Below are 23,973 nucleotides of genomic sequence, written 5' to 3' on the forward strand. Positions count from 1 at the left end.
TCGCTGGGCGAAGTGAAAGATGCCCTATCGCTGACAGCCACAGGGGCTCCCGGCCGCCGCTCGTCATCGACCGGTGTTTCTGGCGCGACCTGTGGCACGCGGAGCTAGAGCACCGAACAGGTTGAAAGTTGCCTGGATTCAATGAGTTGCGAGGCCCAGCCGAGCTGCCAGGAAGCAAGCTCCAAGGGCAAGGAATGCGGGAAAGAGAGAAACCGCAAGGGGCGCAAGGGGCGCAAGGGACCAGAGACGAGATATTCTCTTTCCTTCCCCTTGCGCCCCTTGCGCCCCTTGCGGTTTCTCTTCCCTTCTGTTGATTCCTCGGGACTCCAATGTGATCGGTGCGCTAGGAGAGCCATTGACCCACCTCGGCGATGGCACGGGCGACCCCCACGATCGCCGCCGTCCCGCCCAACCGCAGCAAGAGCGGAGAGAGCTCGGTGAGGCTGCCGAAGCCTACCAGCATCCCGGGGAGGTCGCCTGTCCAGTCGTTGCCGAGCTCGCTGCAGAGGACCCTGGCCGCGTCGGCGAGGGCCATCCAGGGCGCGCAGGCCGAAAGGACGCGTAGCGCCAGCCGGTCGCCATGGACCCAGTAGGAGGACATGACCTCTCGAACAGCGCTCTCGCGCATCTCCTCGGGGAGATCGGGCAAGATGCCTGCGAAGGAGACCATCCGCGATTCCCCCTCTCGGCTCTCCGCGAGGCGCCAAGCTTCGTCGGGCGAGAGGTCCGTGGGGCGAATCACCATGTCCCTCGACAGGTATCCATCGACTTCGTCGTATGTCGCGCCCGCGCGGATCCGACGGGTTCGCTCCGGGTCCGCCGCGCTCCGGTCCGTCGTCACGTGAGGGATCGGTCGGGGAAGGAGCTCGTCGAGGCCTGCGCACGTGTCTGTCGCCCACCGCTGCACCAGCTGCTGCTCCGAGCCGGTGAGGAGGGAGGCGAACGTCACCAGCGCGGGATTGGTGCTCACCACCGCGGCCCGCCGACGAGCCAGTCGTCAAGCTGCGTGAGCAACGGAAGAAGGTCGGGCGAAGGCGGCCGAGCGCGAATCTCTTCCGCGATGGTCCCCCAGAACGAAGCAAGGCCGCGGTGCGATCGGGCATAGCCTCCCTCCGGGCCACGCAAGGAGTGGAGCGCATCTCGTCTCACGGCGAGCTCCTGATCGCCAGTCGAGTCTTCAAACCCATCCGCCCACGTACGTGTGCTCATCGAGCTCCATGGAAGTTTTTCGCGGAGCAGGATGATAGGTCGCCGCGCGCCCGATGTGGACGCCCGCCGCGACCCGGCGACGCCCATCGAGCCCCTACCGCCCTCCGCCGGGACGGCCCGCGGGCGGTCCCGTGACCCGTGCACACCCAGCGGAACGATAACCGCAGCGCCAGTTCACTCTCACTGCAATTTCAGGAAGCGCCGCCACGGGGCGCATGGCCTCCGGGAGAGCCGCTCGCGGTCCCCAGGAGAGCGCCGCGATGCGCTATTTGTCTAGTGAATGCCCCAGGATGTACCCACCAGCAGGCCAGGCGAGGTCCCGCTCGCGGCGACGACCGAGGAAAAGGCGCCTGCGATCCTGCGCAGCCTGCTGCGGGTGTTCCGCCTGCGCCTGGTTTACTCCGGCGACGACCTCCTGAACCCGCCGGTCCTCTTCACGCCGTCGCGAGGTGCGACGCCCATGGGGCGGGAGGTGCGGAGCGGCATCGCCCTGCCCCGCGACGCTCGCGCATCGCGGCTCCACGCGACGCTTCACACAGACGCGCTCGGCCGGCTGCGGGTCGTCGATGAGAAGAGCCGCAACGGCACGTACGTGAACGGACGGCGCATCGAGGAAGCGTTGCTGGACGACGGCGACGTGCTCTCGATAGGCGATTCGTACCTGGTGGTCCGCGCCGAACCGGAGCCTCAGGCCGACGCGCCGGTGCCATCGCTCCTCGGCGACGCTCCATCGATGTGCACGCTGCGTGCCGCTATCCACCGCGTCGGCCCCACCGAGGTCACGGTGCTGCTCCTCGCCGAGAGCGGCTGCGGCAAGGAGGTGGTGGCGCGCGCCGTGCACGACGCCAGCAAGCGGCGAGGGCCGTTCGTGGCCGTGAACTGCAGCGCCATCCCCGAGAGCCTCGCCGAGAGCCAGCTGTTCGGTCACCTGGCCAACGCGTTCAGCGGGGCAGTGGCCCGCCCCGGGCTGTTCCGCGCCGCCGACGGGGGCACCCTCTTCCTGGATGAGGTCGGCGACCTCCCGCAGGGCGTGCAGCCCAAGCTCCTTCGCGTGCTGCAGGATCGCATGGTGCTCCCCGTCGGGGCGACAACCCCGGTCGCCTGCGACGTCCGCATCGTCGCCGCGACGAACCGCGACCTCACGGCGGATATCGCGGCGCACCGCTTTCGCGGCGATCTCTTCGCGAGGCTCTCGGAGTTCCCGCTCGGGATCGCGCCGCTCCGCGAGCGGCGCGAGGACGTGCTGCCCCTGCTCGATCACGCCCTGGGCCGGCCCCGCGCGCGCATCAGCTCCGCGCTCGCGGAGGCACTGCTCCTGCATCCGTGGCCCTTCAATGTTCGCGAGGTGTTCGCCCTCGCCGCGCAGCTCCGCATTCGCGGCGGCGATGCCGGCGTGCTGGATCTCGAGCTCGTGGCCGACCGGCTCGGGCCTCCGTCCAGCGCAGCACCCGCAGCTCCACCGACGACCACCTCCGACGCACACGCTTCGTCGGACCCCGCGCTCGCCAGCGAGGAAGACGCGTCCAACGCGGCCGACGAGAGGGAGCCTCCCCCCGATCGAGCCCAGCTGGAGGAGCTGCTCCGCACGCACCGCGGCGTGGTGGCGGACATCGCGCGGGCGACGCGCCGGTCGCGCAAGCAGATCTATCGATGGATTGCCCATCACGACCTCGATGTGCAGCGCTTCCGCCGCTGACGTGGCGCTCACTGCGCGCGCTCCCCGAGCGCGAAGCAAAATTACAGCGTGGGCGGCATATCGCATTGGCCCCCGCTGCGTCGCGCAGGCTGGGGCATCGATAGGTCGTTTTCCCCCATCGTTCACCGTTATAGAATTCCCCCGAGCCGTTCGAGGCCACCGAGTCTGAACCGAGGCGCAGCGTGGATTCACTCATCCGATCGACCATCGGCCAGTACCTCATCACCGAGGAGATCGGCCGTGGGGGGATGGGGGTTGTCTACCGCGCGGTCCATCAGAGCGTTGGACAGCTCGCGGCGGTCAAGGTGCTCTCCAGCCAGCTCGCCCGGGACACGAGCCAGCTTCGTCGGTTCACCAATGAGGCGCGCGCGCTGAGCCTGGTTGACCATCCGGGGCTGGTGAAGATCTTCGATTTCGGTGAGACACCCCAGGGCGAGCCGTACATCCTCATGGAGTATCTCCGAGGTGAGCTGCTCCGGAGTCGCCTGATGCGATGCAAGAGGCTCGCCCTTCCGGAGGTGCTTCGTATCGGACGTCAAGCGGCGTCGGCGCTGGCGGCAGTCCACAAGAACGGGATTGTCCACCGCGACCTGAAGCCCTCGAACATGATGCTCGTCGCCGACGACGAGGCGTCCGGCGGGGAGCGCCTGAAGCTGCTGGATTTCGGCATCGCCCGGTTCACCGAGGACAAGGCCGATGTCACCGCGCCGGGCTCGGTGCTCGGAACGGCGATGTACATGTCGCCCGAGCAGTGTGTCGGTCAATCGGCGGTGGACAGCCGATCGGATGTCTACTCCTTGGGCGTCGTCCTCCACGAGCTGCTCGCCGGGGAGCCGCCGTTCACGGGTGAGCCCGTCGAGATCCTCCGCATGCACCTCTTCCAGGATCCGCGTCCTCTGAGCGAGGTCGCCCCGGAGGTGCCCCAGGAGATCTCGACTTTGATCCGGCGCATGCTGGCGAAGGAACCGTCGCGGCGCCCGGACATCGCCCAGATCGCCGAGGCCATGCGCCGCGACACCGCAGCGACGACCGCGGTCACGCCGGTAGCGGTCGTGGGAGCCGCAGCGGAGTCGACGTCAGCAGCGACCTCCGAGGCGGGGTACGCCGGCAGGACGACCGTGAAGAAGCCGGCCGTCCGGGAGACGACCCTTACCGAGAGGGGCTCACAGCCAGGCGGAACGAAGGTCGCCGAGACGGCGGAGGTGGCTCCGTCCGAGGCCACGCCGTCGCCCGTCCCCGCGGCCGACACACCGGAGCAGATGGAGGTGCGCGTCGAGCGCACCGAGACGCAAGAGGTCACCGCGTCATCCGCGCGGCCACAGGCGCGGCGCCTGGTTGGCTTGCTCGCGATCCCTGCGCTGCTCGTCGCCGCATCCTATGGCCTCGCCCGCGTGTACAGCAACGGCGCCGGCGGCGAGCCCGTGCAAGCGGCGCTGACCTGGAGGCCCCCCCTGAAGGCGGCGCTCGTGGCCAATGTGCCGGTGAAGCCAGCGCCCCCGGAGAGAGCGCCGGTGACGCTGTCCAACATGGTGCGGCTCCAGGGAGGCCAATTCCGGATGGGGAGCACGCTCGCCGAGATCGACGCCGAGTGCCGGCGCCTCGGGCCCGAGTGCCGCCGGGACCTGCTCGAGCGAGAGCAGCCCGTGCGAGAGGTGACCGTCTCCCCGTTCTATATCGATGCTTACGAGACCACCAACGCGGATTTCGCCGCGTGGCTCGATGTCACCTCGCCAGCGCTCGACATCAAGGAGGATCCTGAGCACCGCATCCAGCGCTACGTGCACGAGCGCGCGCGCGGCTATCTGCTGGTCGATCTCTTCCCCGAGTATTCAGGGATCCTCTTGCTCCCGGAGAGGCGCTTCGTGCCCCGGCCGGACTACGAGAGCAAGCCGGTCATCCAGGTCACCTGGGACGCCGCCTCGCTCTACTGCAAAGCCCGCGGGAAACGCCTCCCCACCGAGGCCGAGTGGGAGTTCGCCGCGCGTGGAGCAACAGCGCGCCGGTTTCCGTGGGGCTCAGATCCACCTCGCTGCGCTGGCGTCGCCTTTGGCGTGTACGAGAAGGGCCTCTGCGAGAGGTCGCCGAAGGGCGAGCACGACGTGGGCACGTCCCCGCAGGACAGGACACCGGAGGGGGTCTGGGACCTCGGCGGCAATGCAGCGGAATGGGTGCAGGATCAGTTCTTGCTTTCTCACTATGGCCCATGCGGCAATTGCGTCGATCCCGTGACGGAAGGCCCTGGCGTGTCGCGCGAGGAGGACCAGCGCATACGCCGTGGCGGTTCCTGGCCGGCGCTCGATGTGATGTCTCGAGGCGTGACGCGCGGCCGCTCGAAGCGCATCGAGGGTCGCTCTGGGCTCGGGTTCCGGTGCGCCTCGCGGTGACGCACCTCGCCGGCAGAAGCGGCGAGCAGAAGGCGGCAGCGGCCGCGACGACCAGGAACGGACAGAGACGGCGCTTCACCGCCGGGCGCCCTCGCTCGCGCAGCTTATCGGTCCTCGTGTGCTTCCATCATCCAGACAACACGTCTCCAGGAGAACATGGTCATGCCGATCCGGAACACCGCTGCGAGACCCAAGCGGGCAACACAGTCCACGGCAGCTGCGGCGAAGTCAGCCAGCAGGAAAGCCAAGAAGAGCGCCCCCTCCGCGTCGAGCGACGAGCTCCACCGCCTGCGGTGGGCTCTCTCGGTGCTCGTCGGCGACACGACGAAGAAGCTCTCCGCCGCCGCGACCGAGAAGTTCGTGGCTCCCGCGAACACGAAGATAGCCTTCAAGGGAACGGTCGAGCAAGACGCCTACGTGTACCTGGTGCAGGTCGCCGAGAGCAGTCGGGCCGTCACGACGTACCCGCTGGATGGCGAAGCCATCCACGCCAAGGCCGGCGAGGCCACGCGCATTCCAGCCACGGGCTGGCTCGTCACGCCCACCCAGGGGAAGGTCCTTGCGTTCAGCTCACCGACACCCCTCCGCCGCAAAGAGATCGTCGCCGCGCTCGCCGGTCGCGATCCGGCGCCTGGACAGGCAGGTCATAAGGACGCCAGGCCCGCCGAGTTCGGCACGTTCACTGACGCCGGTGGCACAAAGGCTTCCCAGATCAACCCCACGGGTCCAGCAGATCCTCTGATCACAAAGCCGAAAACCGTCACCGCGCAGGCCGGACGCTAGCACTACTGCGGGAAGTCGGAGGGGGAAGCGAACCGCCATGACGCCAAGGGCGCCAAGAAACCAGGGAAATGGGAGGGGGAAATGCCGAGACGGCACTTCCTCTTCTCCCCTTGGCGACCTTGGCGCCATGGCGGTTTTTCTGCCGATCCGGGGCAACTTCCCGCAGCAGTGCTAGAGCGGCGATCGACGTTATCGCACAGCGTGCCGCGCGCACGGGCGGCGCGTCACCGCGCGTGACCTCTGCGGCGGACGCGCCGGTCGCCCCACGAGGAGCCGAGGCGCCGTCGGCGTCGAGCCCTCAGGCGCTCCGATGGCGAAAGTCGGCGAGGATCATGCTCCCCGTCCCCTCGATCCTCGCCGTGGGGGTCTGCAGGGAGAGCGACTGCTCGCGGCTCCATTGCTGGACGCTGTACGTGACGTAGTGATTCAGATCATCCACGGTGACGAACCCCTTGCGACCCGTGCGATCGGCGGCGCCGCGAAGACCCTCGAGCACGAACGATGTGAACACACCGAGCTTGGCTTCCGGGCGCTCCATCGCGATCTGCTGGGAAGTGCTGCCCGAGAGGACAGCGATGCCCTCGGCCAGCTCGAAGGCATCGTGGACGAACCCAGGGAGAAGCGAGGGAGCGCCGGGCGCCCGGCCGAGATCGACCCCGGCGTGGCAGGCGTCGAGGATGAGGATCTTGCGACGGGCGGGCGATTTGAGGAGGATCTTCTTGATCCTGTTGACCGAGAGAGACGTCTCGGAGAGCACCTGCTTGCCGGTGTCGCGAAAGAGGAGAACCGGTTTGCCCTTGTGCAGGGTACCATGACAGGAGAAATGCACCAGGAGCAGGTCATTGGGGCTCATCCCACTGGCGAAGAGGCTCAGCTCCTGCAAGACGCGGTTGCGCAGGGGCAACATACGCTCTTCTTCGACGCCATCGTGCATCGCCTTCACGACGGTGTAGCCCAGCTCGTTCTTGAGTGCGTTCCCGAGCGCGACGACGTCGTTGACACAAAAACGCAGATCGCCAATGCTGCGGTCATCGTAGCGGCCTACCCCGACGAGGAAGGCGTAGCGAGCGGCCACGGGACCGAGCACCTGCTCCTCCGCAGCGGCCATGGCGCGTTCCGCCTCGGCATCAGCGATGCGCTCTGCCTCATCGCCGCGGGCGTGAGCCCGCTGCACGCGCGCCGCCGAGCCCTGGTCGAGCGCCGGCCGCTGGCTCGGCTCTACCGCGCGCATCACCAGGGTGCCTCGGTTGCCCGTGGTCCGCGCCGGCGGCGGCGGGGTCGACGCCGCAGGCGGCGGCAAGGAGGCAGGCGGCGGCAAGGAGGCAGGCGGCGGCACACTGGCATAGTACGGAGCGGCCCTGGCTGCCGCAGCTTCGGCGGTCAGCTGCTCTGTGATCAGCGTCCGGAGCTCATCATGGAACGGGCGGAACGTGTCTTCGGCGCCCGGGGTCGTGAAGCGCTGGAGAAAGGGGCGCGTGACGCGCAGAAAGGTGGTCGCGTGGAGGTGGCTGCTCCAGCCGGTATGCGCGGCGATATACGAAAGGGGGAGCGGTGAGGGAGCGGCGCAGAGGAGGGCCAGGCTGCGCTTGACCAGCAGCTCCGACTCGGCGGGTAGGTGGTTCACGCGGCCCCATAGCTTGATGAAGACGTCACGCAGCGTGCGGGGGAGCGGAGCGCCGAGGCGGCCCTCGGGGGGCAACCGCCGCAGCCACTCGGCGAGCTCGACGGAGTAGAGCATGTTGCCCTGGGCGCGCTGCACGGCCTCGTCGGCGACGTAGGCCGGCAGGCCGAGCTCCCGGACGACGCCGTCCCAGAAGGCCCGGCACGCCGCGTAATTCGAGGGGATCCATCGCGGGGCGTCGAGGTCGACGAGCGCCGGGGCGTAACGCATGAACCAGCCGAGATCCGTGGTAGGGCGCGAGGAAGCGAGCAGGACGACGCGCGGCGGGAGCGGGGCGGGGAGCAGGCGGGTGAGATCGGAGTAACCCCTCTCGTCTTCCGCCTCGTCGAGGTCATCAATGACGAGGAGGAGGCTCATGGAATCCGGCTCCAGGACACGCCTCGAGATGCGCTCGATGAGGTCGATGAGGCGGCGCTCGGGGTGCGCGTGCCCGTCGCGCATGTCGATGAAGCGGTTCTCAAGCTGCGTTGCGAGCGAGCTCGCGACGATATCGGGCCGATCGAACGCGCTGGTCCTCAGGAAATGGGAGGCGACCGCCCAGCGCGCGCTCGACGGGTGCGCTCGTACGTTGCGTTCAACCTGCTCAGCCCAGCGCGCGAGGCGCCGGCTCGACTCAGCGATCCTGCCGCGCACGCGCTCGACCTGACAGGCCGCGGTGACCCGCTGAAGATAGCTGGCCAGGATCGCGCTCTTGCCGACGCCAGGGGTTCCCGTGACGAGGACCGTGGTCGCGCCCCTCCGGAAGAGCGCGTCGATCTCGTGGAGCACCTCGTCGCGGGCGAAAAGCTGAGGATGGTGCTGGCGCTCGCCGCCGACACTGACCCGATCGCCAGATGCTCGATCGCCATGATGCGGGGTCATGCTGCTTACGTGATTCGAGTTCTGGGCGGCTGTCAAGGGGCTACTCGAAGGCCCTGGTATCGACCTGTCTTCGGAACATTGCCTCTGTTCGTCGTCGCCTCACACCGCATGGTCCGGGCTGTCCTGAGTGCTTCCGGGCGGCCCACGTGCGCGCCCGCGCGCCGTCCCATGCTCACCGCGCGCCGTCCCATGCTCCAGCCGACCTTGGCTCGGTCGCGCAACGTCGGCGTGGGCGTGGAGGACGCCCGCGGGGCGGCGAGGTTCCCGCTCCAAAGCACGCGCTCTGCGAAAGCCAGCGTGCCTGGCCCGGGCGGCGCCGTACACACGCCGGCCCGGCGGTGAGCCCAATCACACAGCACCGCTGCTTGGCACCTCATGTGCAGTGACGGGGATGACACGCGCTGACGGACAGCCCGATCGCCAGGTGTTCTGCGATGGGACATGGGCCGTCATGCCGGATCCGATTCGAGGACAAGGGCTTATTGGCTCTTTCCGGAGGTGTCATCATGGCGTTCTTTCAGCATCTCAAGCGTCAGGACAAGCGCGACGCCGGCTGGGATTTCCTGGCCCCGCGGAGGCGTCTCAAGCACTTTGCCCTCATGGCTCTCACGGCCTCGACCGTCCAGCTCGGCTGCGCCGGCGACGAGGACGTCTCGCAGGTGGAGTCCGACGAGGAAGACGTCGCGAGCGAGGCAGCCGCGCTCTCGCTCTACCAGCAGAACCCCGTCGGCAACCTGTCGGTGCTCTCGCCCGCCGAGGGCGCGCCCTACGCGATCGCGACCAAGAGCGCATGGACGTCGGCCCCCGGACTGTCCAGCGCGGTCTACTCGCACGCGGGCGACAACCTGGAGATCAGCTTCAGCGCCGAGATCTACGCCACCAACACGGTGTGGCTGCGCGCGCTCGTCGACGGCGCGCCGGTCTCGCCGAGCGACGTGAAGATCAAGATGGGCAGCGAGAACTTCGACGGCACGCGCTCCTTCACCTTCGTGAAGTCGGGCGTCTCGGCCGGTCAGCACATCGTCGAGATCCAGTGGTACGTGGTGAACGGCGGCGACGCCCAGATGCGCGATCGCTCGCTGGTGGTCAACTCGGCCGCGCCCTTCAGCGGCGACGGCCGGCTCGCCGTGGCCGCCGCGCCCAGCGGCCCGGACCTCATCAAGACCACCACCGCCTGGGAAAACGTCCCAGGCCTCACAACCCAGCTGACCACCAGCGCCCAGCAGGACCTGATCGTCACCTTCGCGGCCGAGGCCTCCTCGAACAGCGGCCGCCTGTTCGTGCGCGCGCTCGTCGACGGCGTGGACGTGGGCAACGTGACGCTGCTCCACGCCAACATGGCGAACCGCGGCGGGACGCGCAGCATGACCTTCGTCGCGCCCAACGTGCCCGCCGGCAACCACGCCGTGCAGATCCAGTGGTCCGGCGATACCGCCGGCGGCGACATCCGCCTCGGCGACCGCACCGTGACCGTCTCGGCCGCGCCGGCCTCGGCCCCGGGCGGCTCGACCGCGGCGGCCACCATGCAGGGCCCGCCGGTGCCGTTCTCCGGCCTGACCTGGACCAACATCCCCGACCTCTCGGTCAACCTCAACACCCAGGCCGCCGCCGAGAGCGCGGCCATCACCTTCTCCGGCGAGGTCTACTCCTCGAGCGGCCGCCTGTTCCTGCGCGCCCTTGTCGACGGCGTGCCGGCGCAGCCCAGCGACGTCACCCTCATCCAGGGCGAGCCGCTCATGCGCGTGAACTCGCACACCTTCGTGCTCAAGAACCTGCGCCCGGGCAACCACACCGTGACGCTGCAGGCGCGCAGCGACACCGGCACCACCGCCAACATCCGCGACCGCTCCCTCCGCGTGGCCGCCAAGAGGCGCTCGGGCTCCGATTTCGCCCAGGCGTTCATGGGCATCGGCCTGGGCTATGGCCACTCGCCGCGCGTGCGCACCCACAAGGCCCTGGTGCTGTGCATCGACCCGGTCCGCCCGGATCACGCCGCGCCCTCGCTCTCCCAGATCCTCAACTACCATGAGGGCGGCGACGGCGGCATGAGCATGAAGGGCTGGCTAGCCGACAACACCGACGGCAAGCTCGCCTTCGACAGCTTCCAGTACGTGAACTGCGGCCCGTTCGCCCAGGCGCCGGCCGCGCACCAGGGCAACTGGTACTGGGACACGCCCGGCGGGCACGCCGAGGCCTGGCGCGACGCCATCCGCGCCGCCGACGCGAGCATCAACTTCCACAACTACGATACCAACGGTGACGGCAAGATCACCCGCGACGAGCTCGTCCTCATCGTGGTTCGCCCGCAGAACTCGGCCTACGGCACCAACCGCAGCGTCGACGTGGCGGTCGACGGCAATTCGACGCCGCTGAACTTCGACCTCCTCGACGTCTACCTATCGTCGTTCGACTCCGATCGCCGCAACGGCGTGGGCCTGCTCGCCCACGAGCTCACCCACCGCATCCTGGACGCGCAGGACATGTACGGCTGCGACTCGTCGAGCACGGCGTCAAAGTACTTCGACGCCATGTACTGGCACTGGCAGGCCACCCACATGGGTCCGTTCGAGAAGCTGAAGAGCGCCCTCGTGACCCCGGACCTCGTCGAGATCGGCTCGTGGACCACCCAGACCGTCCCGCTGGCCTCGATCGAGACCCGCAAGGAGGTCACGCTGCTCTGGGACGCCGCGCGCGGCGACAAGGAGTACTTCCTGCTCGAGAACCGCTGGGGCGCGGGCGACGTCTACGACTCGCCGCTCGGTTCGAGCGTTGTGGTCTGGCACATCGTCGAGGACCCGACGCTGGCCGCCCAGTACCCGCCCGCCGGCGCCGAGACCTGCGGCATCGTCCACCAGCAGGTGCGCAAGCTCGGCCAGCTGACCTTTGACGGCCAGGCCCGCGAGCTCTTCTGGGCTGACGGCACGAGGACCAACATCACCGTCACCGCGCGGGGCGCGTTCGGCGAGCTCACCAACGTGGAGATCAAGAAACAGGGCCTGATCGTGCTCCCGTTCCCGCGGCCAACCCTCCCCCCGATCCTCAGCCAGTAGTCCGCTACGCCGACAGTCGAGGACGTGGCGCGGCGGCTGCGCGGGCCCACCGAGCCCGCGCAGCCTGCAGCCGTCTCAGTGCACCCGCATCCCCGGCTTCGCCCCCGAGTCCGGCGCCAGGATATGCACCGTCTCGTCCCCCGCCGCGAGCACCATCCCCTCACTGAGGCCGAACTTCATCTTCCGCGGCGCCAGGTTGGCGCACACGATGACGAGCCGCCCGATGAGATCTTCCGGCTTGTAATACGCCTTGATCCCGGCGAACACCGTCCTCCGCGCCTCGCCGCCGAGCGAGACGGTCAGCTTGAGCAGCTTCTTCGCCTCGGGCACGTGCTCCGCCGCGACGATGCGCGCGACGCGCAGGTCGACCTTGGTGAAGTCGTCGATCGTACACTCCGGCGCGAGCGGCTCCTTGGCGAGCGCCGCGCCATCGTCCTCCGCGGCCGCGCCCCCGCCCGCCGCCTGGCCCGCCTCTGCGTTCGCCCCCGCCGCACCAGCAGGCGCCGCCGCCTCCTCGGCAGGGCGGCTCTCCGCGATCATCTTCTCCACTGCACCCGGCTCGACCCGCTTCATGAGGTGCTCATACGCGGCCACAGGCGTCCCCACAAGCGGCGTCTTCGCGAGCTCCCACCGGTCCATGGGGCACCCGAGCAGCCGCCCGACGTCGTCGGCCAGCTTCGGGAGCACCGGCGCCAAGTAGAGAACGATCTGCCGGAACAGGTTGAGCGCCACGGTGCAAACGGCCTGCACCTCCGCCTTCTTCTCCGGCTGCTTCGCCAGCGCCCACGGCTGCATCCGGTCGACATACTCGTTCGCCCGGTCCGCCAGCGCCACGATGCTCCTCGTCGCCCGCGCATAGTCGAACGCCGCGTACGCCGCCCCGATCGCGTCGCCCTCCGCCGCCGCCGCCGCGAACAGCCCCCCATCCTCCGGGTAGGCCGCCGACAGCCCCGTCTGCGCCACGAAGCGCGACGACCGGCTCGCCAGGTTCACGACCTTGTTCACGAGCTCGGCGTTCACCTTGTTGACGAGCTCTTCCAGGTTCAGATCGATGTCGTCGACCTTCGAGCTCAGCTTGCTCGCGTAGTAATAACGGAGGTACGCCGGGTCGAGGTGATTCAGGTACGTCGAGGCCAGCACGAAGGTGCCCTTGCTCTTCGACATCTTCTCTCCGTTCACGGTGAGGAACCCGTGCACCTGCACGCGCGACGGCAGCGAGAACCTCGCGCTCTTCAGCATCGCCGGCCAGAAGAGCGTGTGGAAATACACGATATCCTTCCCGATGACGTGGACTATCTCCGTCTCCTCGGAACGCCACCAGTCGTCGAACGCCTCGCTTTCCCGGGCGCACCACTCCTTGCTCGCGGCCATGTACCCTATCGGCGCGTCGAACCAGACATACCAGTAGTTCCCTGGCGCGTCGGGGATCTCGAACCCGAAGTACGGCGCGGGGCGCGATACGTCCCAGTCGCGGAGCGGCTCCGACAGGAAATGCCCTGCGAGGTAGTTCGCGATCTCCTTTGGCATCCGCCCCTCGCCCTGCGTCCAGGTCGACAGGAACGGCCGCTCCGGCTCGATGGCCACCATGAGGTGCTGCGCGCTCCGCACCTCGGGCCGCGCGCCCGTGAGCGCGCTCCTCGGCTCGACCAGATCGGTCGCGGCGTAGGTCGAGCCGCACCGGTCGCAGCTATCGCCGTACTGGTCCGGCGCCGCGCACTTCGGACAGGTGCCCTTGACGAAGCGATCCGCCAGGAACATGCCCTCCTGCGGATCGAAGAGCTGCGTGACCTCCTTCGTGGTCACCATGCCGCGCTCGCGCAGCGACGCCCAGATCTCCTCGCACAGCGCGCGGTTCGCCGGGGAGTTCGTGCTGCCGTAGTGGTCGAACCGGATCTGGAACGCCGCGAAATCGCGCTGGTGCGCCGCGCTCATGTCCGCGATGACGTCGGCCTCGCTCCGCCCCTCTTGCCGAGCGCGGATCATGATGGCCGTGCCGTGGGTGTCGTCGGCGCACAGGTAAATGCACCTCCGCCCGGTCATCCGCCAATAACGGGCAAAGATGTCGGTCTGGGTGTACTCGACGAGGTGGCCGATGTGGATGTGCCCGTTGGCGTAGGGCAGCGCGCTGGTGAGCAGGAGCCGTTTCATGCTGGGCTGGACTTTGCACGAAATCGCGGCCGGATGCGAGCCGCCGATGGCGCGCGGGCGCGCCCTCCAGCGGAGCGCCGCGCGGGCCCGCGTGGACACGACAGCGGACGTGCGGCCATGGACGGAGCGGGGTCGGGCTCTAGATACGTAGTGAACCGATCGACGTGGAGGGGACCATGGCAGTACAGAGGAAGCAGCGGCGTGGCAAGGAAGGCGGAGCGCGGGCGCTGGAGGCCCAGCCCCTCCTCCGCCAGCGAGGCAAGGAGATCCAGCCTTTCGGGACGGTCGTGGACTATCCGCTGGCGCTCGCCGCGAAGTCGCGCGCGGAGAGCATCCGGGCGCTGAATCAGATCCTGTCGGACACGCTCGTCCTGCGCGACATGTACAAGAAGCACCACTGGCAGGTGTCCGGGGCGACCTTCTTCCAGCTCCACCTGCTCTTCGACAAGCACTTCAAGGAGCAAGCCGCGCTGATCGACATGCTCGCCGAGCGCGTCCAGACGCTGGGCGGCGTCGCGATCGCCATGGCGCACGACGTCGCGGAGATGACGAGGATCGAGCGGGCGCCCCGCGGCCGCGAGCAGGTGCCAGCTCAGCTCTCGCGCCTGCTCGACGCGCATGAGGTCATCCTCGCGGAGACGCGCGAGGCGGTGAAGCTCGCCACCGACAACCGCGACGATGGCACCGCCGATCTGCTCATGAGCGACGTCCTCCGCACGAACGAGATGCAGGTGTGGTTCCTGTCCGAGCACCTCGTCGACACGCCGCTCGTCCGCGCCACCTGAGCGCCGGCACGCCGCTTTCCCCTCCCCGTCCAGCCCCCTCCCCGTCCGGCCCTCCGGGCGCGCCCCGAAAATTCGACAGGGCGCGCGTAACCTTTCCGGCCCCCCGATCGTGGTACCGCCAGGAAAGGGGCTATGTGATGCGTACTACAAAAGACGTGGTGGTGATCGGCGGCGGGCTCGCGGGGCTGGCCGCGGCGGCGTACCTGGGCCGGGCGGGTCGGTCGGTCGCCCTCGTCGAGAAGGCGCACGCGCCGGGCGGCCGCGCCTCCACGCAGGAGAGCCACGGCTTCTCGCTCAACCTCGGCGCCCACGCGCTCTACCGCGGGGGCGCGGCGCACGAGGTGCTCCGCGAGCTCGGCGTCCGGTTCACCGGCGCGGTGCCCTCCCAGTCGGGCGCGCTCGCGCTCGACCGCGGCGCCCTTCACACCCTGCCGTCCGGCGCCCTCTCGCTCCTCACGACGGGCCTCTTCCCCCTCGCCGCGAAGGTCGAGATGGGGCGCGTCCTCACCAGCCTCGCCGCGGTGAACCCCGCGCCGCTCGCGTCGGTCCCGGTCTCGGCCTGGCTCCGCGACGCCTTCCGGACGCCCGAGGTGCGCCGCTTCGCCGGCGCGCTCATCCGGCTGTCGACCTACTGCGCCGACGACGATCACCAGAGCGCCGGCGCGGCGCTCGCCCAGCTGCAGCTCGCCCTGAGCCACGGGGTGCTCTACCTCGACGGCGGCTGGAGGACCCTCGTCGGCGGCCTGCGCGACGCCGCCGTGGCGGCCGGCGTGGAGATCCTCACCGGCGTGCGGGCGACGCAGATCGCGGCCGAGGGTGGCGCCGTCTCCGCCGTGGAGCTCGCGAACGGCGACCGCCTCGGCGCCAGCGCCATCCTCATCGCCGCGAGCCCGCGCGCCGTGGCCGCGCTCGTTCCCTCGAGCACGGCGCTCGCCGCGCACGCCGAGCGCGCCCTCCCGGTCCGCGCCGCGTGCCTCGACGTCGCCCTGTCGAGGCTCCCTCGCGCGCGCCCGGGCTTCGTGCTCGGCATCGACCGCCCGCTCTACCTGTCGGTCCACTCCGACGCCGCGCGCCTCGCCCCCGCGGGCGGCGCCGTGATCCACACCGCCCAGTACAGCCCCGAGCTCGCCGGCCGCGACCCCGAGCGCGAGCTCGAAGATCTGCTCGACCGCGCGCAGCCCGGCTACCGCGACGCGATCGTCGAGCGCCGCTTCCTGCCCTCGCTCGTCGTCTCCAACGCCGTGGTCACGGCGGAGGGCGGCGGCCACGCAGGGCGCCCCGGCGTCCGCGTCCCGGATCTCGACGGGCTCTTCCTCGCGGGCGACTGGGTCGGGCCGACGGGCATGCTCGCCGACGCGAGCCTCGCCAGCGCGCGGGACGCCGCGAGGGCCATCCTCTCGCGCCGCGCCCTCGACCGCGCGGCGTGACGGGGTTACCCGACGCTCCATGAGCAGCTCCACGGCCTCTCCTGCCCCGAGCGCCGGGCTCGCCACCCCCGGCTTCGTCGCCGCGAGCTACCGCGAGCACGAGCGCTTCCTCTGGGCCCTCTCCTACCGGCTCACCGGCAGCGCCGCGGACGCGGACGACATCGTGCAGGAGACGTTCGTCCGCGCGCTGGAGCGCCCGCCCGCGCGCACCGAAGAGCCCGTCCGCCCCTGGCTCGCGCGCGTCGCGCTGAACCTCGGCCGCGACGCCCTCCGGCGCCGCAAGCGCCTCGCCTACGACGGACCGTGGCTCCCCTCCCCGATCGAGGCGGAGCCCGAGCCCCCGTCGTTCGAGATCCCGGGCAAGGACGGCACCGAGGGCCGCTACGACCTCCTCGAGAGCGCGTCCTTCGCCTTCCTCATCGCGCTCGAGGCGCTGACCCCGCAGCAGCGCGCGGTGCTCCTGCTCCGCGACGTCTTCGACTACTCGGTGCAGGAGACCGCCGCCGCGCTCGACCTGTCGGAGGCCAGCGTGAAGACGACCCACCACCGCGCCCGCCGCGCCCTCGAGCCGTACGAGCGCGACCGCTGCCGCCCCTCACCCGATCTCGTCGAGCGGTCGGGCGCGGCGCTCGTGCGCTTCCTGCAGACCCTGGCGACGCAGGACGTCGCCGCCATCGAGGCGCTGCTGAGCGAGGGCGTCCGGGTCATCAACGACGCCAACGGCGAGTTCAAGGCGGCGCGCCGGATCGTCGTCGGCCCGAACCGGGTCGCGCGGTTCTACGTCGGCCTGCTGAGGATCGACGACCCCGGAGCGCTCCGCCACGAGCTGCGCCTCATCAACGGCCTCCCGGCGGTCGTCATCGAGCGCAGGACCACCGTGGAGAAGCTGGCGCCGCGGTTCGTCATGCGCTGCGAGATCGACGCGAGCAGCCTCATCACGGCGATCCACTCCGTGCTGGCCTCGCACAAGCTGACGGCCGTGAAGGCGCTCGCTCCGTGAGCGCGACGACGAGGCCGGCAGGGTGAGCGGCGAGGAGACAGCCCCCTGCCGGCCGAGCACTGGAGTGAGTCGTGTCGCGGGGCGTACTTCGGCCGGCGAAGTAGTTACTGTTGGAGCAACATAGCGCCGGCTGGCGCTCATGTCCATAGCGGAACAGCCCGCTCGCTCAGGGGGCTTTGCCGCCTCCCTGAGCCCGTTCGCGGTGCGCCTGTTCGATGAAGTGACGAACCTCCTTGTCGATGGCGGCGATCGCTACCCCCTTGAAGGGGCGCATCAGGAGAGGCACGTCGAGATCCACATCCACGGCGCCGGGGCGGAGCTCCATGCTGCCTTTCAGCTTGACGCCCTTCACCGAGAAGCCGAGCTCGGCGCGCCGCGCGTCGTGCCATACGAGGAAAGGCTCGTACTCGGCGTACCGCTCTCGGTACTGCGCGATCGCTCGTTCGGTCGCCAGCTTTGCCTCGCTGTCGTTCAGGTCGTGCTCAATCGTGTGCTTCATGATGGGACCTCGCAGTTCGTATCAGGGCACATCGCGAGAATCGGCCAGGGGACCGTCCGCCGTGAGACGCCGCTCGCGGGCGCAGCGCCCGGCCGAGTTCCATCGGTGAGATATCACGGATGCACGGGGCCCGCGGCCCTCTGGCGCTCGTCAGCATCGCGCATCGCGCGCCCGCGCTCTGTGACATTTCGCCACGCGGAGGAACTGCGGCTGTTTGTGGGCGACCGGCCGGGGCCATCGCCATGAAGGCATCTCACGCCGGAGGGCGCCTTTCCACGGACCGGACGCCGTCCCTGCGCCGGAGGCCGCCCTTCGTGCGGGGGCGTCGCGGCCCTGCGCCCCCTCAGTGGCCAGTGGTCACCGAGCCCGGCCTCGCGTAAAGACAACCGCCGCCGTGGACCTCCTGTATTTCGCGCTGCTCTGCTCCGTGCTCATCTTCGTGCACGAGCTCGGCCACTTCGTGTGCGCGAAGATCTTCGGCGTGAAGGTCCTCACCTTCTCGATCGGCTTCGGCCCCCGGGTGCTGCGCCTGCGAGGCCGGGAGACGGAGTACTGCGTCGCGCTCCTGCCCCTCGGCGGCTTCGTGAAGATGCTCGAGGAGAACCGGCAGGAGGCCGTGCTCCCCGAGGATCGCAAGCGCACCTTCGAGTCCCAGGCGCTCTGGAAGCGCGTGATCATCGTCATGGCCGGCCCGGCGATGAACGTGCTCTTCCCGGTGCTGCTCTACTTCGCCGTCTTCATCGGGGAGACCCGCTTCGTCCCGCCGACGGTCGGCGTGGTCCTGCCGGGGCACCCGGCCGAGGGCCGGCTGGTCCCGGGCGATCGCATCCTCGAGGTGGACGGCGAGCGCGTCAGCACCTTCGCCGAGCTGCACCGGATCGTGACGAAGAGCCCCAACCAGGAGCTCCGGCTCAAGGTGTTCCGCAACAAGGAGCACGTCGAGGTCACGGTCGTCCCGGAGGAGAAGGTCGTCCAGAAGCCGCTCGAGATCGTGGACCGGGTGGGCGAGATCGGCATCCGGCCGAGCCGCCCCGCCGCCGTGGTGGGCGTCTCTCGGCCCGACTCGCCCGCGTTCCGGGCCGGGCTGCGCACGTTCGACGTCGTGACGGAGGTGCGCGGCACGCCCGTGAAGACGTTCGCCGACCTGGAGCTCGCGCTCGAGGAGAGCCGCGGCGCCACGGTGCCTGTCACCTACCTGCGGCCGGTCACGGTGCCGCGCGCGCTCGGCGGGCTGGCCGAGCTCGCCGTCTACGAGTCGGGCGTCGCCGCGCTGACGCCGGAGAGCGGCCACGGCGACCTGCTCGCGCGGACCGGCATCGAGCCGGCCGACCTCTACGTCGCCGAGGTCCCCGAGGGCTCGGCCGAGTGGGACGCCGAGCTCCGGCCGGGCGATCGCATCACGGAGGTCGACGGGGTCGAGGTCACCGCCTGGTCGACCTTCGTCGAGCGGCTCTTCGCGGCTCCGGATAGACCGCACGTGATCACGTGGCAGCGCTCGGGCCAGCGCAAGAGCGGCACCATCGAGCTCCGCCGCGAGGACTGGATCGACGAGTACGGCCAGCACCGCCCGCGCTTCTACCTGCGCGCGTCGAACTGGTCGCCGATGGTGGCCGAGCCGTTCGTCGACAGCCCCTCGGCCTTCCAGTTCGCCCTGGAGAGCGCGGTCGACGAGACGTACGACGTCATCCGGTTCATCATGGTCGGGATCGTCCGCATCATGGAGGGCAAGGTCAGCATCTCCACGCTGGGCGGCCCCATCACGGTGTACGACGTGATCGGCGAGGAGGGCGCGAAGGGCGTCAGCTACTTCGTCTGGGCGATGGCGGTCATCTCGATCAACCTCGGGCTCATCAACCTGCTGCCCATCCCGGTGCTCGACGGCGGCCACCTCCTGTTCTTCACGTTCGAGGCCGTGCTGCGGCGCCCGCTGCCGCTGCGCGTCCGCGAGATCGCGAGCCTGGTCGGGCTCGTGGTGCTCATCGGCCTGATGGGCATCGCCTTCAAGAACGACGTCGAGCGCCGCTGGGACGTGATCCAGGGGCAATTCAAGGAGCTCGTTGGCTGACCGGGACCAGGGTGGCGGGCGCGACGGGGGCCGCGGCGCGCGCCCGCCGCATCCGACCGAGAGCGCGCCGCGCGCGGTCGCGGCGCGCGTGCTCGCGCGGGTGTGGGGCTCGGAGGCCTTCGCCTCGGCGGCCCTCGACGCCGAGCTGCGCCGCGCGCCGGCGCTGGACCCGCGGGACGTGGGCCTCGCGACGGAGCTCGTCTACGGCGTCCTGCGCGTGCAGGCGGCGCTCGAGGCGCGCATCGCCGAGTTCGCCGCGAAGAGCCGCTGGACGACCGACCCGCTGGTGCGCGCCCACGTGCTGATGGGGGCGTACTCGCTCTGCTTCCTCGATCGCATCCCCTCGTTCGCCGCGGTCTCGGAGGCGGTGGACGGCGCCCAGGCGGCCGGCGGGCCGCGGGTCGGCGCGTTCACGAACGCCGTGCTGCGCCGGCTCGCGGCGGCCGTGGAGTCCGGCGGTCGCTCGCCGCTCGCGAGCGCGGTGGTCGCCTCCGCGCCGGGGTGGCTGCGGGGCGCCCTGCGCCGCTCGCTTGGCCGGGCCGCGGCCGAGGCGTTCCTGTCGGCCGGCCCGGTGCCGCCGCCGACAGGCCTCTGCCTCGCCCCTGGCGAGGACCGCGACGCGTGGCTCGAGGCGCTGCGGGCCGCCGCGCCCACAGCGACCTTCGAGGCGGGGCGCGTCTCGAAGACCGCGATCGTCGCGCGGGGGGCGGGCGATCTCCGGCGGCTCCCAGGCTTCGGCGCCGCGTGGATCGGCCAGGAGGAGGGGGCGCAGGCGCTCGCCTTCGCGCTCGGCGCGCGGCCTGGCGAGGCCGTGCTCGACGCCTGCTCCGGCCGGGGCAACAAGTCGTGGATCCTGTCGCGCGCGGTGCTGCCCGGCGGCGCTGTGGACGCGGCGGATCTGTACCCTGCGAAGCTCTCGCAGCTCCGCGCGGCGCTGGGCGCGCCTCCTTCGACCGCGGAGGGCACGGGCGCAGAAGACGCAGGCGCAGAGGCCGGCGATGCGCAGGCCGGCGCGCGCGACGGGCTCGGGCGGGCTGCGGCGACCGTGCGCGAGACCTACGCCGTCGACTGGACGGTGGGCGCGGGCGACGTCCCCGAGGGCTACGACCGGGTGCTCGTCGACGCCCCTTGCTCCGGGGTGGGCACGCTGCGGCGGCGCCCGGAGATCGCGCTCCAGCGCGAGGCGGACGACCTTCCGCGCCTGGCCGACCTCCAGGTCGCGATCGCGCGGCGCGCCGCGACCCGCGCCCGGGACGGCGGCCGGCTCGTGTTCGCGGTGTGCAGCGTGCTGCGCGAGGAGTGCGAGGCCGTGACGGCGCGGCTCGCGGCCCCGGCGGACGACGGCCTCGGCGTCCGGCTGGAGCCGGCGCCGTTCGACGCAGAGCTCGCGCGGGAGCTCGCGGGCGGCGGCGACGCGTTCCGGCTGCTGCCGCACGTGCACGGCACAGACGGGTATTTCGCTGCGATGTTCGTCGTGCGGCGGTGACGATGTGCGACGGCGCGCCCGTCCGCCGTCCTTGTACGATGATAGGCGGATAAGAGCAGCTTGACTTCCGGACGGCGTTTGGACTTCCTAACGACGTTTTAGCGGCAGCTGCCCACCCGCGAAGCACTGCCAGCTGTCGGTGGATGTAAGGAGATGGGGGTCACGGGTGCGATAGCCACGATTTGTCTCCGCCGTGTTTCTTATCGCTAGGCACTCGCTCCGTGTCGCCGCACACTCGTACAGTCAGGGACCTTAGCAAGCCTTCCGAGTAGCGTGAATCCTGCGCCGAACGTCCTGCCCAACACCCCGGCCGAGCTCGGGCCCGGGTCCGTGTTGGGGCGTTATGAGCTGCTGCTGCCGATCGCAGCAGGCGGCATGGCCATGGTGTGGGCGGCGCGGCTGAAGGGAACGCGCGGCTTCCAGAAGATCGTCGCCGTCAAGACGATGCTGCCGACGCTGTCCGAGGACGATCAGTTCGAGCGCATGTTCCTCTCGGAGGCGTCGCTCGCGTCGCAGATCCGCCACCCGAACGCCGTCGAGATCCTTGATCTCGGCGAGCAGGACGGCGTGCTGTTCCTGGCGATGGAGTGGATCGACGGCATTCCGCTCAACCAGGTGATGAAGGTCGCGAAGCGGCAGACCGGCATGCCGATCCCGATCGCGGTGCGCATCGTGGCGCAGGCCTGCGCCGGCCTGCACGCCGCGCACGAGCTCAAAGACAAGAGCGGTCAGCTCGTCGGCCTCGTGCACCGCGACATCTCCCCGCAGAACATCCTGGTCACCTACAACGGCCTGGCGAAGGTCGTGGACTTCGGCGTGGCCAAGGCCACCGCGCTCAACGACAGCACGACGCAGGCCGGCCAGCTCAAGGGCAAGGTGAGCTACATGGCCCCGGAGCAGGTGCGCGGCGACGCGATCGATCGGCGCGTCGACGTGTTCGCGATGGGCATCGTGCTCTACGCGCTCACCACCGGCAAACACCCGTTCCGCAAGGAGAACGAGGGCGCGACGCTGTTCTCCATCTCGTCGACGGACCCGGTGGAGGCGCCGCACGAGTTCCAGCCCGATTACCCGGCGTCGCTCGAGGCCGTGCTGATGCGCGCGCTCGAAAAGGAGCGCGACCAGCGCTTCGCCACGGCCAACGAGCTGATGCGAGCGCTCGACAAGGCGCTGCCGCCGCACCAGCGAGCCACCGACGAGGACGTCGCCAATTTCGTCCGCGAGCTGTTCGAGGAGGAGCAGCAGCAGACGCGCGCGGCCCTCGCCGAAGCGCTGGAGCGCGCCGACCGCAATCAGCTGAGCAACAACGTCGGCATGTCCGACGTGACGGGCGCGAGCCCCTCGTCGGTGAGCGCCTTCAGGACCGTCAACCTCCGCGGCGCGGCCGCTGGCGTGGCCGGACAGATCACGCTCGACGACGAGATCCCGCCGTTCGCGCGCTCCAGGAGCCGCGCGCTGCCCGCCGTCGTGCTCCTCGGTCTCCTCGCCGCCGGCGTGCTCGCCGTACTGCTCCGGAGCGGCGACGCACCAACCCCTCTTCCTTCCGTCGCCGCGCCCGCCGCCCAGGCGTCCGCCGCCCTGGCGCCCGCGCCTCCCAAGGCAGAGGCGCCCCCTGCGACCGAGCTCGACACGCCCCCGAGCCAGCCTTCTGCCTCGGTCTCGGCCAGCGCAGCGCCGGAGCCGGCGCCAACGCCGACGCCGCACCCGGTGTCACCCGCGCGCGCGTCGTCCCGTCGTCAGAACAAGCCCGCCGAGCAGACCAAGTCGCCGACCCCGACGCCGACCGCCACGCCGCCCAAGTCATGGAAGCATGATCCTGGGTTCTAGCTAATTCGACCGGATCAGAAGGTTCCTGAGAGACTCGCGCCGATCTCGGATCCGCCCGCGACGGGCACGAGCTCGAGCGAGGTCTTCTCGGGCTGCTTTGGCTTCCTGTTCTGAAGAAGCAAGATCGCGGTCGCCGTGCCGACCGCGACGACGCCGACGCCGAGCGCCACCTGCGCGCCATAGTGATAGAATTTGAGGTCGTCGTAGCGCGACTGCATGGAGGGCGGGCACGACTTGCCGTCCTTGCCACAGGCGTCTTCCAGATCCTTGAGCGCTCCCTGGCGGAGCCCGAACAACACCCCGGAGCCGATCAGGCTCGCGGCGCCGACGCCCCCGATGACGTACGGCACCACCTTGGACGGCGGCTTTTCCCGCAAGGCGCCCACCTGGATCAGCAGCTCTTGCGGCAACGCTTCGAGCGTCACCTCGACGCGCGTCACCCCCTCCTCCTTCAGCTCCACCGTTTGTTGAAACGGCCTGTAATTGGGAGCCTTGGCGGTGAGCGCGTGAGGCCCGGGATCGAGCGGCACCTCGACGCCGATGGACGTCCCGCCGAGGGCGATGCCGTCGAGCGCAATGGCCGCGGAGGCCGCCCCTTTGCCGCGTACGATGACGAGCTTCGGGATCCGGGCGCGCAGCCGGCCGATCGACTGATCGACCTCGGCCCGAAAATCGGGCCCGACGGCGTCGGCCTCCGCGAGCGCCAGCTCGTAACCACCGAGCGCGGCCACGAGCCGCCCCAGATTCTCCTCGCACACGGCGATGTGGAAGCGCACCTGCGGCGTCATCCGCACCTGGCCGACTTCGCGGAACCGCTGCAGGGCCGCGGCCCAGTTGCCAGCTTGTTCGAGCTCGGTCGCCTGCTGAAACTGCGCGCGGGCTTGCTTGAGCTCGTCGGTCTCCTGGGCGAGCGCGGGCGCCTCGAGCAGCAGCAGCAGCACCGCTGCGACGCGGAAAATTCGCGGGAAATTCCTCATGCGGCGCTTGCCATGGTGACTTGACGCCTCCGCTCCTGTCAACGTGGCGGCGCGGCCTTCGCGGCGCGACGCCGCACCGCGTCGTGGTTGGAGGT

15 protein-coding genes are annotated in these 23,973 nt (G+C 70.0%); 10 read left to right on the forward strand and 5 right to left on the reverse strand.

What is annotated here, in order from left to right:
- Window positions 1-343: 343 nt before the first annotated feature.
- On the reverse strand, window positions 344-970 hold the full coding sequence (locus WME79_RS43250) for a hypothetical protein (protein ID WP_437527556.1): 627 nt from the start codon (window positions 968-970) through the stop codon (window positions 344-346).
- A gap of 519 nt (window positions 971-1,489) precedes the next feature.
- Here WME79_RS43250 and WME79_RS43255 point away from each other — a divergent pair.
- The 3 genes from WME79_RS43255 to WME79_RS43265 all read left to right on the forward strand — a co-directional run bounded on the left by WME79_RS43255 (window position 1,490) and on the right by WME79_RS43265 (window position 6,072).
- Window positions 1,490-2,905 (forward strand): sigma 54-interacting transcriptional regulator, encoded by a 1,416-nt coding sequence (locus tag WME79_RS43255; RefSeq protein ID WP_437527559.1) that lies wholly within the window; start codon window positions 1,490-1,492, stop codon window positions 2,903-2,905.
- A 182-nt stretch (window positions 2,906-3,087) separates the two neighbouring features.
- Window positions 3,088-5,289 (forward strand): protein kinase domain-containing protein, encoded by a 2,202-nt coding sequence (locus WME79_RS43260; RefSeq protein WP_437527561.1) that lies wholly within the window; start codon window positions 3,088-3,090, stop codon window positions 5,287-5,289.
- A gap of 156 nt (window positions 5,290-5,445) precedes the next feature.
- Window positions 5,446-6,072, forward strand: a complete 627-nt coding sequence (locus WME79_RS43265; protein ID WP_437527564.1) for a hypothetical protein — start codon at window positions 5,446-5,448, stop codon at window positions 6,070-6,072.
- 298 nt (window positions 6,073-6,370) lie between these two features.
- Here WME79_RS43265 and WME79_RS43270 read toward each other — a convergent pair whose 3' ends face one another.
- The gene (locus tag WME79_RS43270) at window positions 6,371-8,614 is read right to left on the reverse strand and encodes a caspase family protein (RefSeq protein WP_437527567.1); all 2,244 of its coding nucleotides are present in this window, start codon (window positions 8,612-8,614) and stop codon (window positions 6,371-6,373) included.
- Between the two features lie 506 nt (window positions 8,615-9,120).
- On the opposite strand from WME79_RS43270, the gene WME79_RS43275 reads away from it, so the two are divergent.
- Window positions 9,121-11,664, forward strand: coding sequence for an EF-hand domain-containing protein (locus WME79_RS43275; RefSeq protein WP_437527570.1), 2,544 nt, complete (start codon window positions 9,121-9,123; stop codon window positions 11,662-11,664).
- Between the two features lie 75 nt (window positions 11,665-11,739).
- Here WME79_RS43275 and metG read toward each other — a convergent pair whose 3' ends face one another.
- A complete protein-coding gene (gene metG, locus WME79_RS43280) occupies window positions 11,740-13,812 on the reverse strand; it encodes a methionine--tRNA ligase (protein ID WP_437527573.1) in 2,073 nt (690 codons plus the stop codon).
- Window positions 13,813-13,988: 176 nt separating this feature from the next.
- On the opposite strand from metG, the gene WME79_RS43285 reads away from it, so the two are divergent.
- The 3 genes from WME79_RS43285 to WME79_RS43295 all read left to right on the forward strand — a co-directional run bounded on the left by WME79_RS43285 (window position 13,989) and on the right by WME79_RS43295 (window position 17,024).
- On the forward strand, window positions 13,989-14,597 hold the full coding sequence (locus WME79_RS43285; protein WP_437527576.1) for a Dps family protein: 609 nt from the start codon (window positions 13,989-13,991) through the stop codon (window positions 14,595-14,597).
- Between the two features lie 137 nt (window positions 14,598-14,734).
- Window positions 14,735-16,024 carry a phytoene desaturase family protein gene (locus WME79_RS43290; RefSeq protein ID WP_437527579.1) on the forward strand — a complete coding sequence of 430 codons (1,290 nt, stop codon included), beginning with the start codon at window positions 14,735-14,737 and terminating at the stop codon, window positions 16,022-16,024.
- A 19-nt stretch (window positions 16,025-16,043) separates the two neighbouring features.
- Window positions 16,044-17,024, forward strand: coding sequence for a sigma-70 family RNA polymerase sigma factor (locus WME79_RS43295; RefSeq protein WP_437527582.1), 981 nt, complete (start codon window positions 16,044-16,046; stop codon window positions 17,022-17,024).
- A 166-nt stretch (window positions 17,025-17,190) separates the two neighbouring features.
- On the opposite strand, the gene WME79_RS43300 is transcribed toward WME79_RS43295, so the two are convergent.
- Window positions 17,191-17,523, reverse strand: a complete 333-nt coding sequence (locus WME79_RS43300) for a polyhydroxyalkanoic acid system family protein (RefSeq protein ID WP_437527585.1) — start codon at window positions 17,521-17,523, stop codon at window positions 17,191-17,193.
- 394 nt (window positions 17,524-17,917) lie between these two features.
- Between WME79_RS43300 and rseP the strand changes: the two genes are divergently transcribed.
- The 3 genes from rseP (at window position 17,918) to WME79_RS43315 (ending at window position 22,901) form a co-directional block, all read left to right on the forward strand.
- Window positions 17,918-19,588, forward strand: a complete 1,671-nt coding sequence (rseP, locus tag WME79_RS43305; RefSeq protein WP_437527588.1) for an RIP metalloprotease RseP — start codon at window positions 17,918-17,920, stop codon at window positions 19,586-19,588.
- Window positions 19,581-21,074 (forward strand): RsmB/NOP family class I SAM-dependent RNA methyltransferase, encoded by a 1,494-nt coding sequence (locus WME79_RS43310; protein WP_437527591.1) that lies wholly within the window; start codon window positions 19,581-19,583, stop codon window positions 21,072-21,074. Before rseP ends, WME79_RS43310 begins: the two co-directional genes overlap by 8 nt.
- Window positions 21,075-21,347: 273 nt before the next feature.
- A complete protein-coding gene (locus tag WME79_RS43315; protein ID WP_437527594.1) occupies window positions 21,348-22,901 on the forward strand; it encodes a serine/threonine-protein kinase in 1,554 nt (517 codons plus the stop codon).
- A 14-nt stretch (window positions 22,902-22,915) separates the two neighbouring features.
- Here the strand turns inward: WME79_RS43315 and WME79_RS43320 are convergent, their stop codons facing one another.
- Complete coding sequence (locus tag WME79_RS43320; RefSeq protein ID WP_437527597.1) at window positions 22,916-23,878, reverse strand: PEGA domain-containing protein; 963 nt, start codon at window positions 23,876-23,878, stop codon at window positions 22,916-22,918.
- Window positions 23,879-23,973: the final 95 nt, after the last annotated feature.

Source organism: Sorangium sp. So ce726 (assembly GCF_051521405.1).
GTDB lineage: Bacteria > Myxococcota_A > Polyangia > Polyangiales > Polyangiaceae > Sorangium.

Bases quoted from the DNA above. Each gene is read 5' to 3' on its own strand.
- WME79_RS43255 (WP_437527559.1), top strand. From the start codon at position 1,490: ATGCCCCAGGATGTACCCACCAGCAGGCCAGGCGAGGTCCCGCTCGCG.
- WME79_RS43265 (WP_437527564.1), top strand. From the start codon at position 5,446: ATGGTCATGCCGATCCGGAACACCGCTGCGAGACCCAAGCGGGCAACA.
- WME79_RS43270 (WP_437527567.1), bottom strand. From the start codon at position 8,614: ATGACCCCGCATCATGGCGATCGAGCATCTGGCGATCGGGTCAGTGTC.
- WME79_RS43275 (WP_437527570.1), top strand. From the start codon at position 9,121: ATGGCGTTCTTTCAGCATCTCAAGCGTCAGGACAAGCGCGACGCCGGC.
- metG (WP_437527573.1), bottom strand. From the start codon at position 13,812: ATGAAACGGCTCCTGCTCACCAGCGCGCTGCCCTACGCCAACGGGCAC.
- WME79_RS43285 (WP_437527576.1), top strand. From the start codon at position 13,989: ATGGCAGTACAGAGGAAGCAGCGGCGTGGCAAGGAAGGCGGAGCGCGG.
- WME79_RS43290 (WP_437527579.1), top strand. From the start codon at position 14,735: ATGCGTACTACAAAAGACGTGGTGGTGATCGGCGGCGGGCTCGCGGGG.
- WME79_RS43295 (WP_437527582.1), top strand. From the start codon at position 16,044: ATGAGCAGCTCCACGGCCTCTCCTGCCCCGAGCGCCGGGCTCGCCACC.
- WME79_RS43300 (WP_437527585.1), bottom strand. From the start codon at position 17,523: ATGAAGCACACGATTGAGCACGACCTGAACGACAGCGAGGCAAAGCTG.
- WME79_RS43320 (WP_437527597.1), bottom strand. From the start codon at position 23,878: ATGAGGAATTTCCCGCGAATTTTCCGCGTCGCAGCGGTGCTGCTGCTG.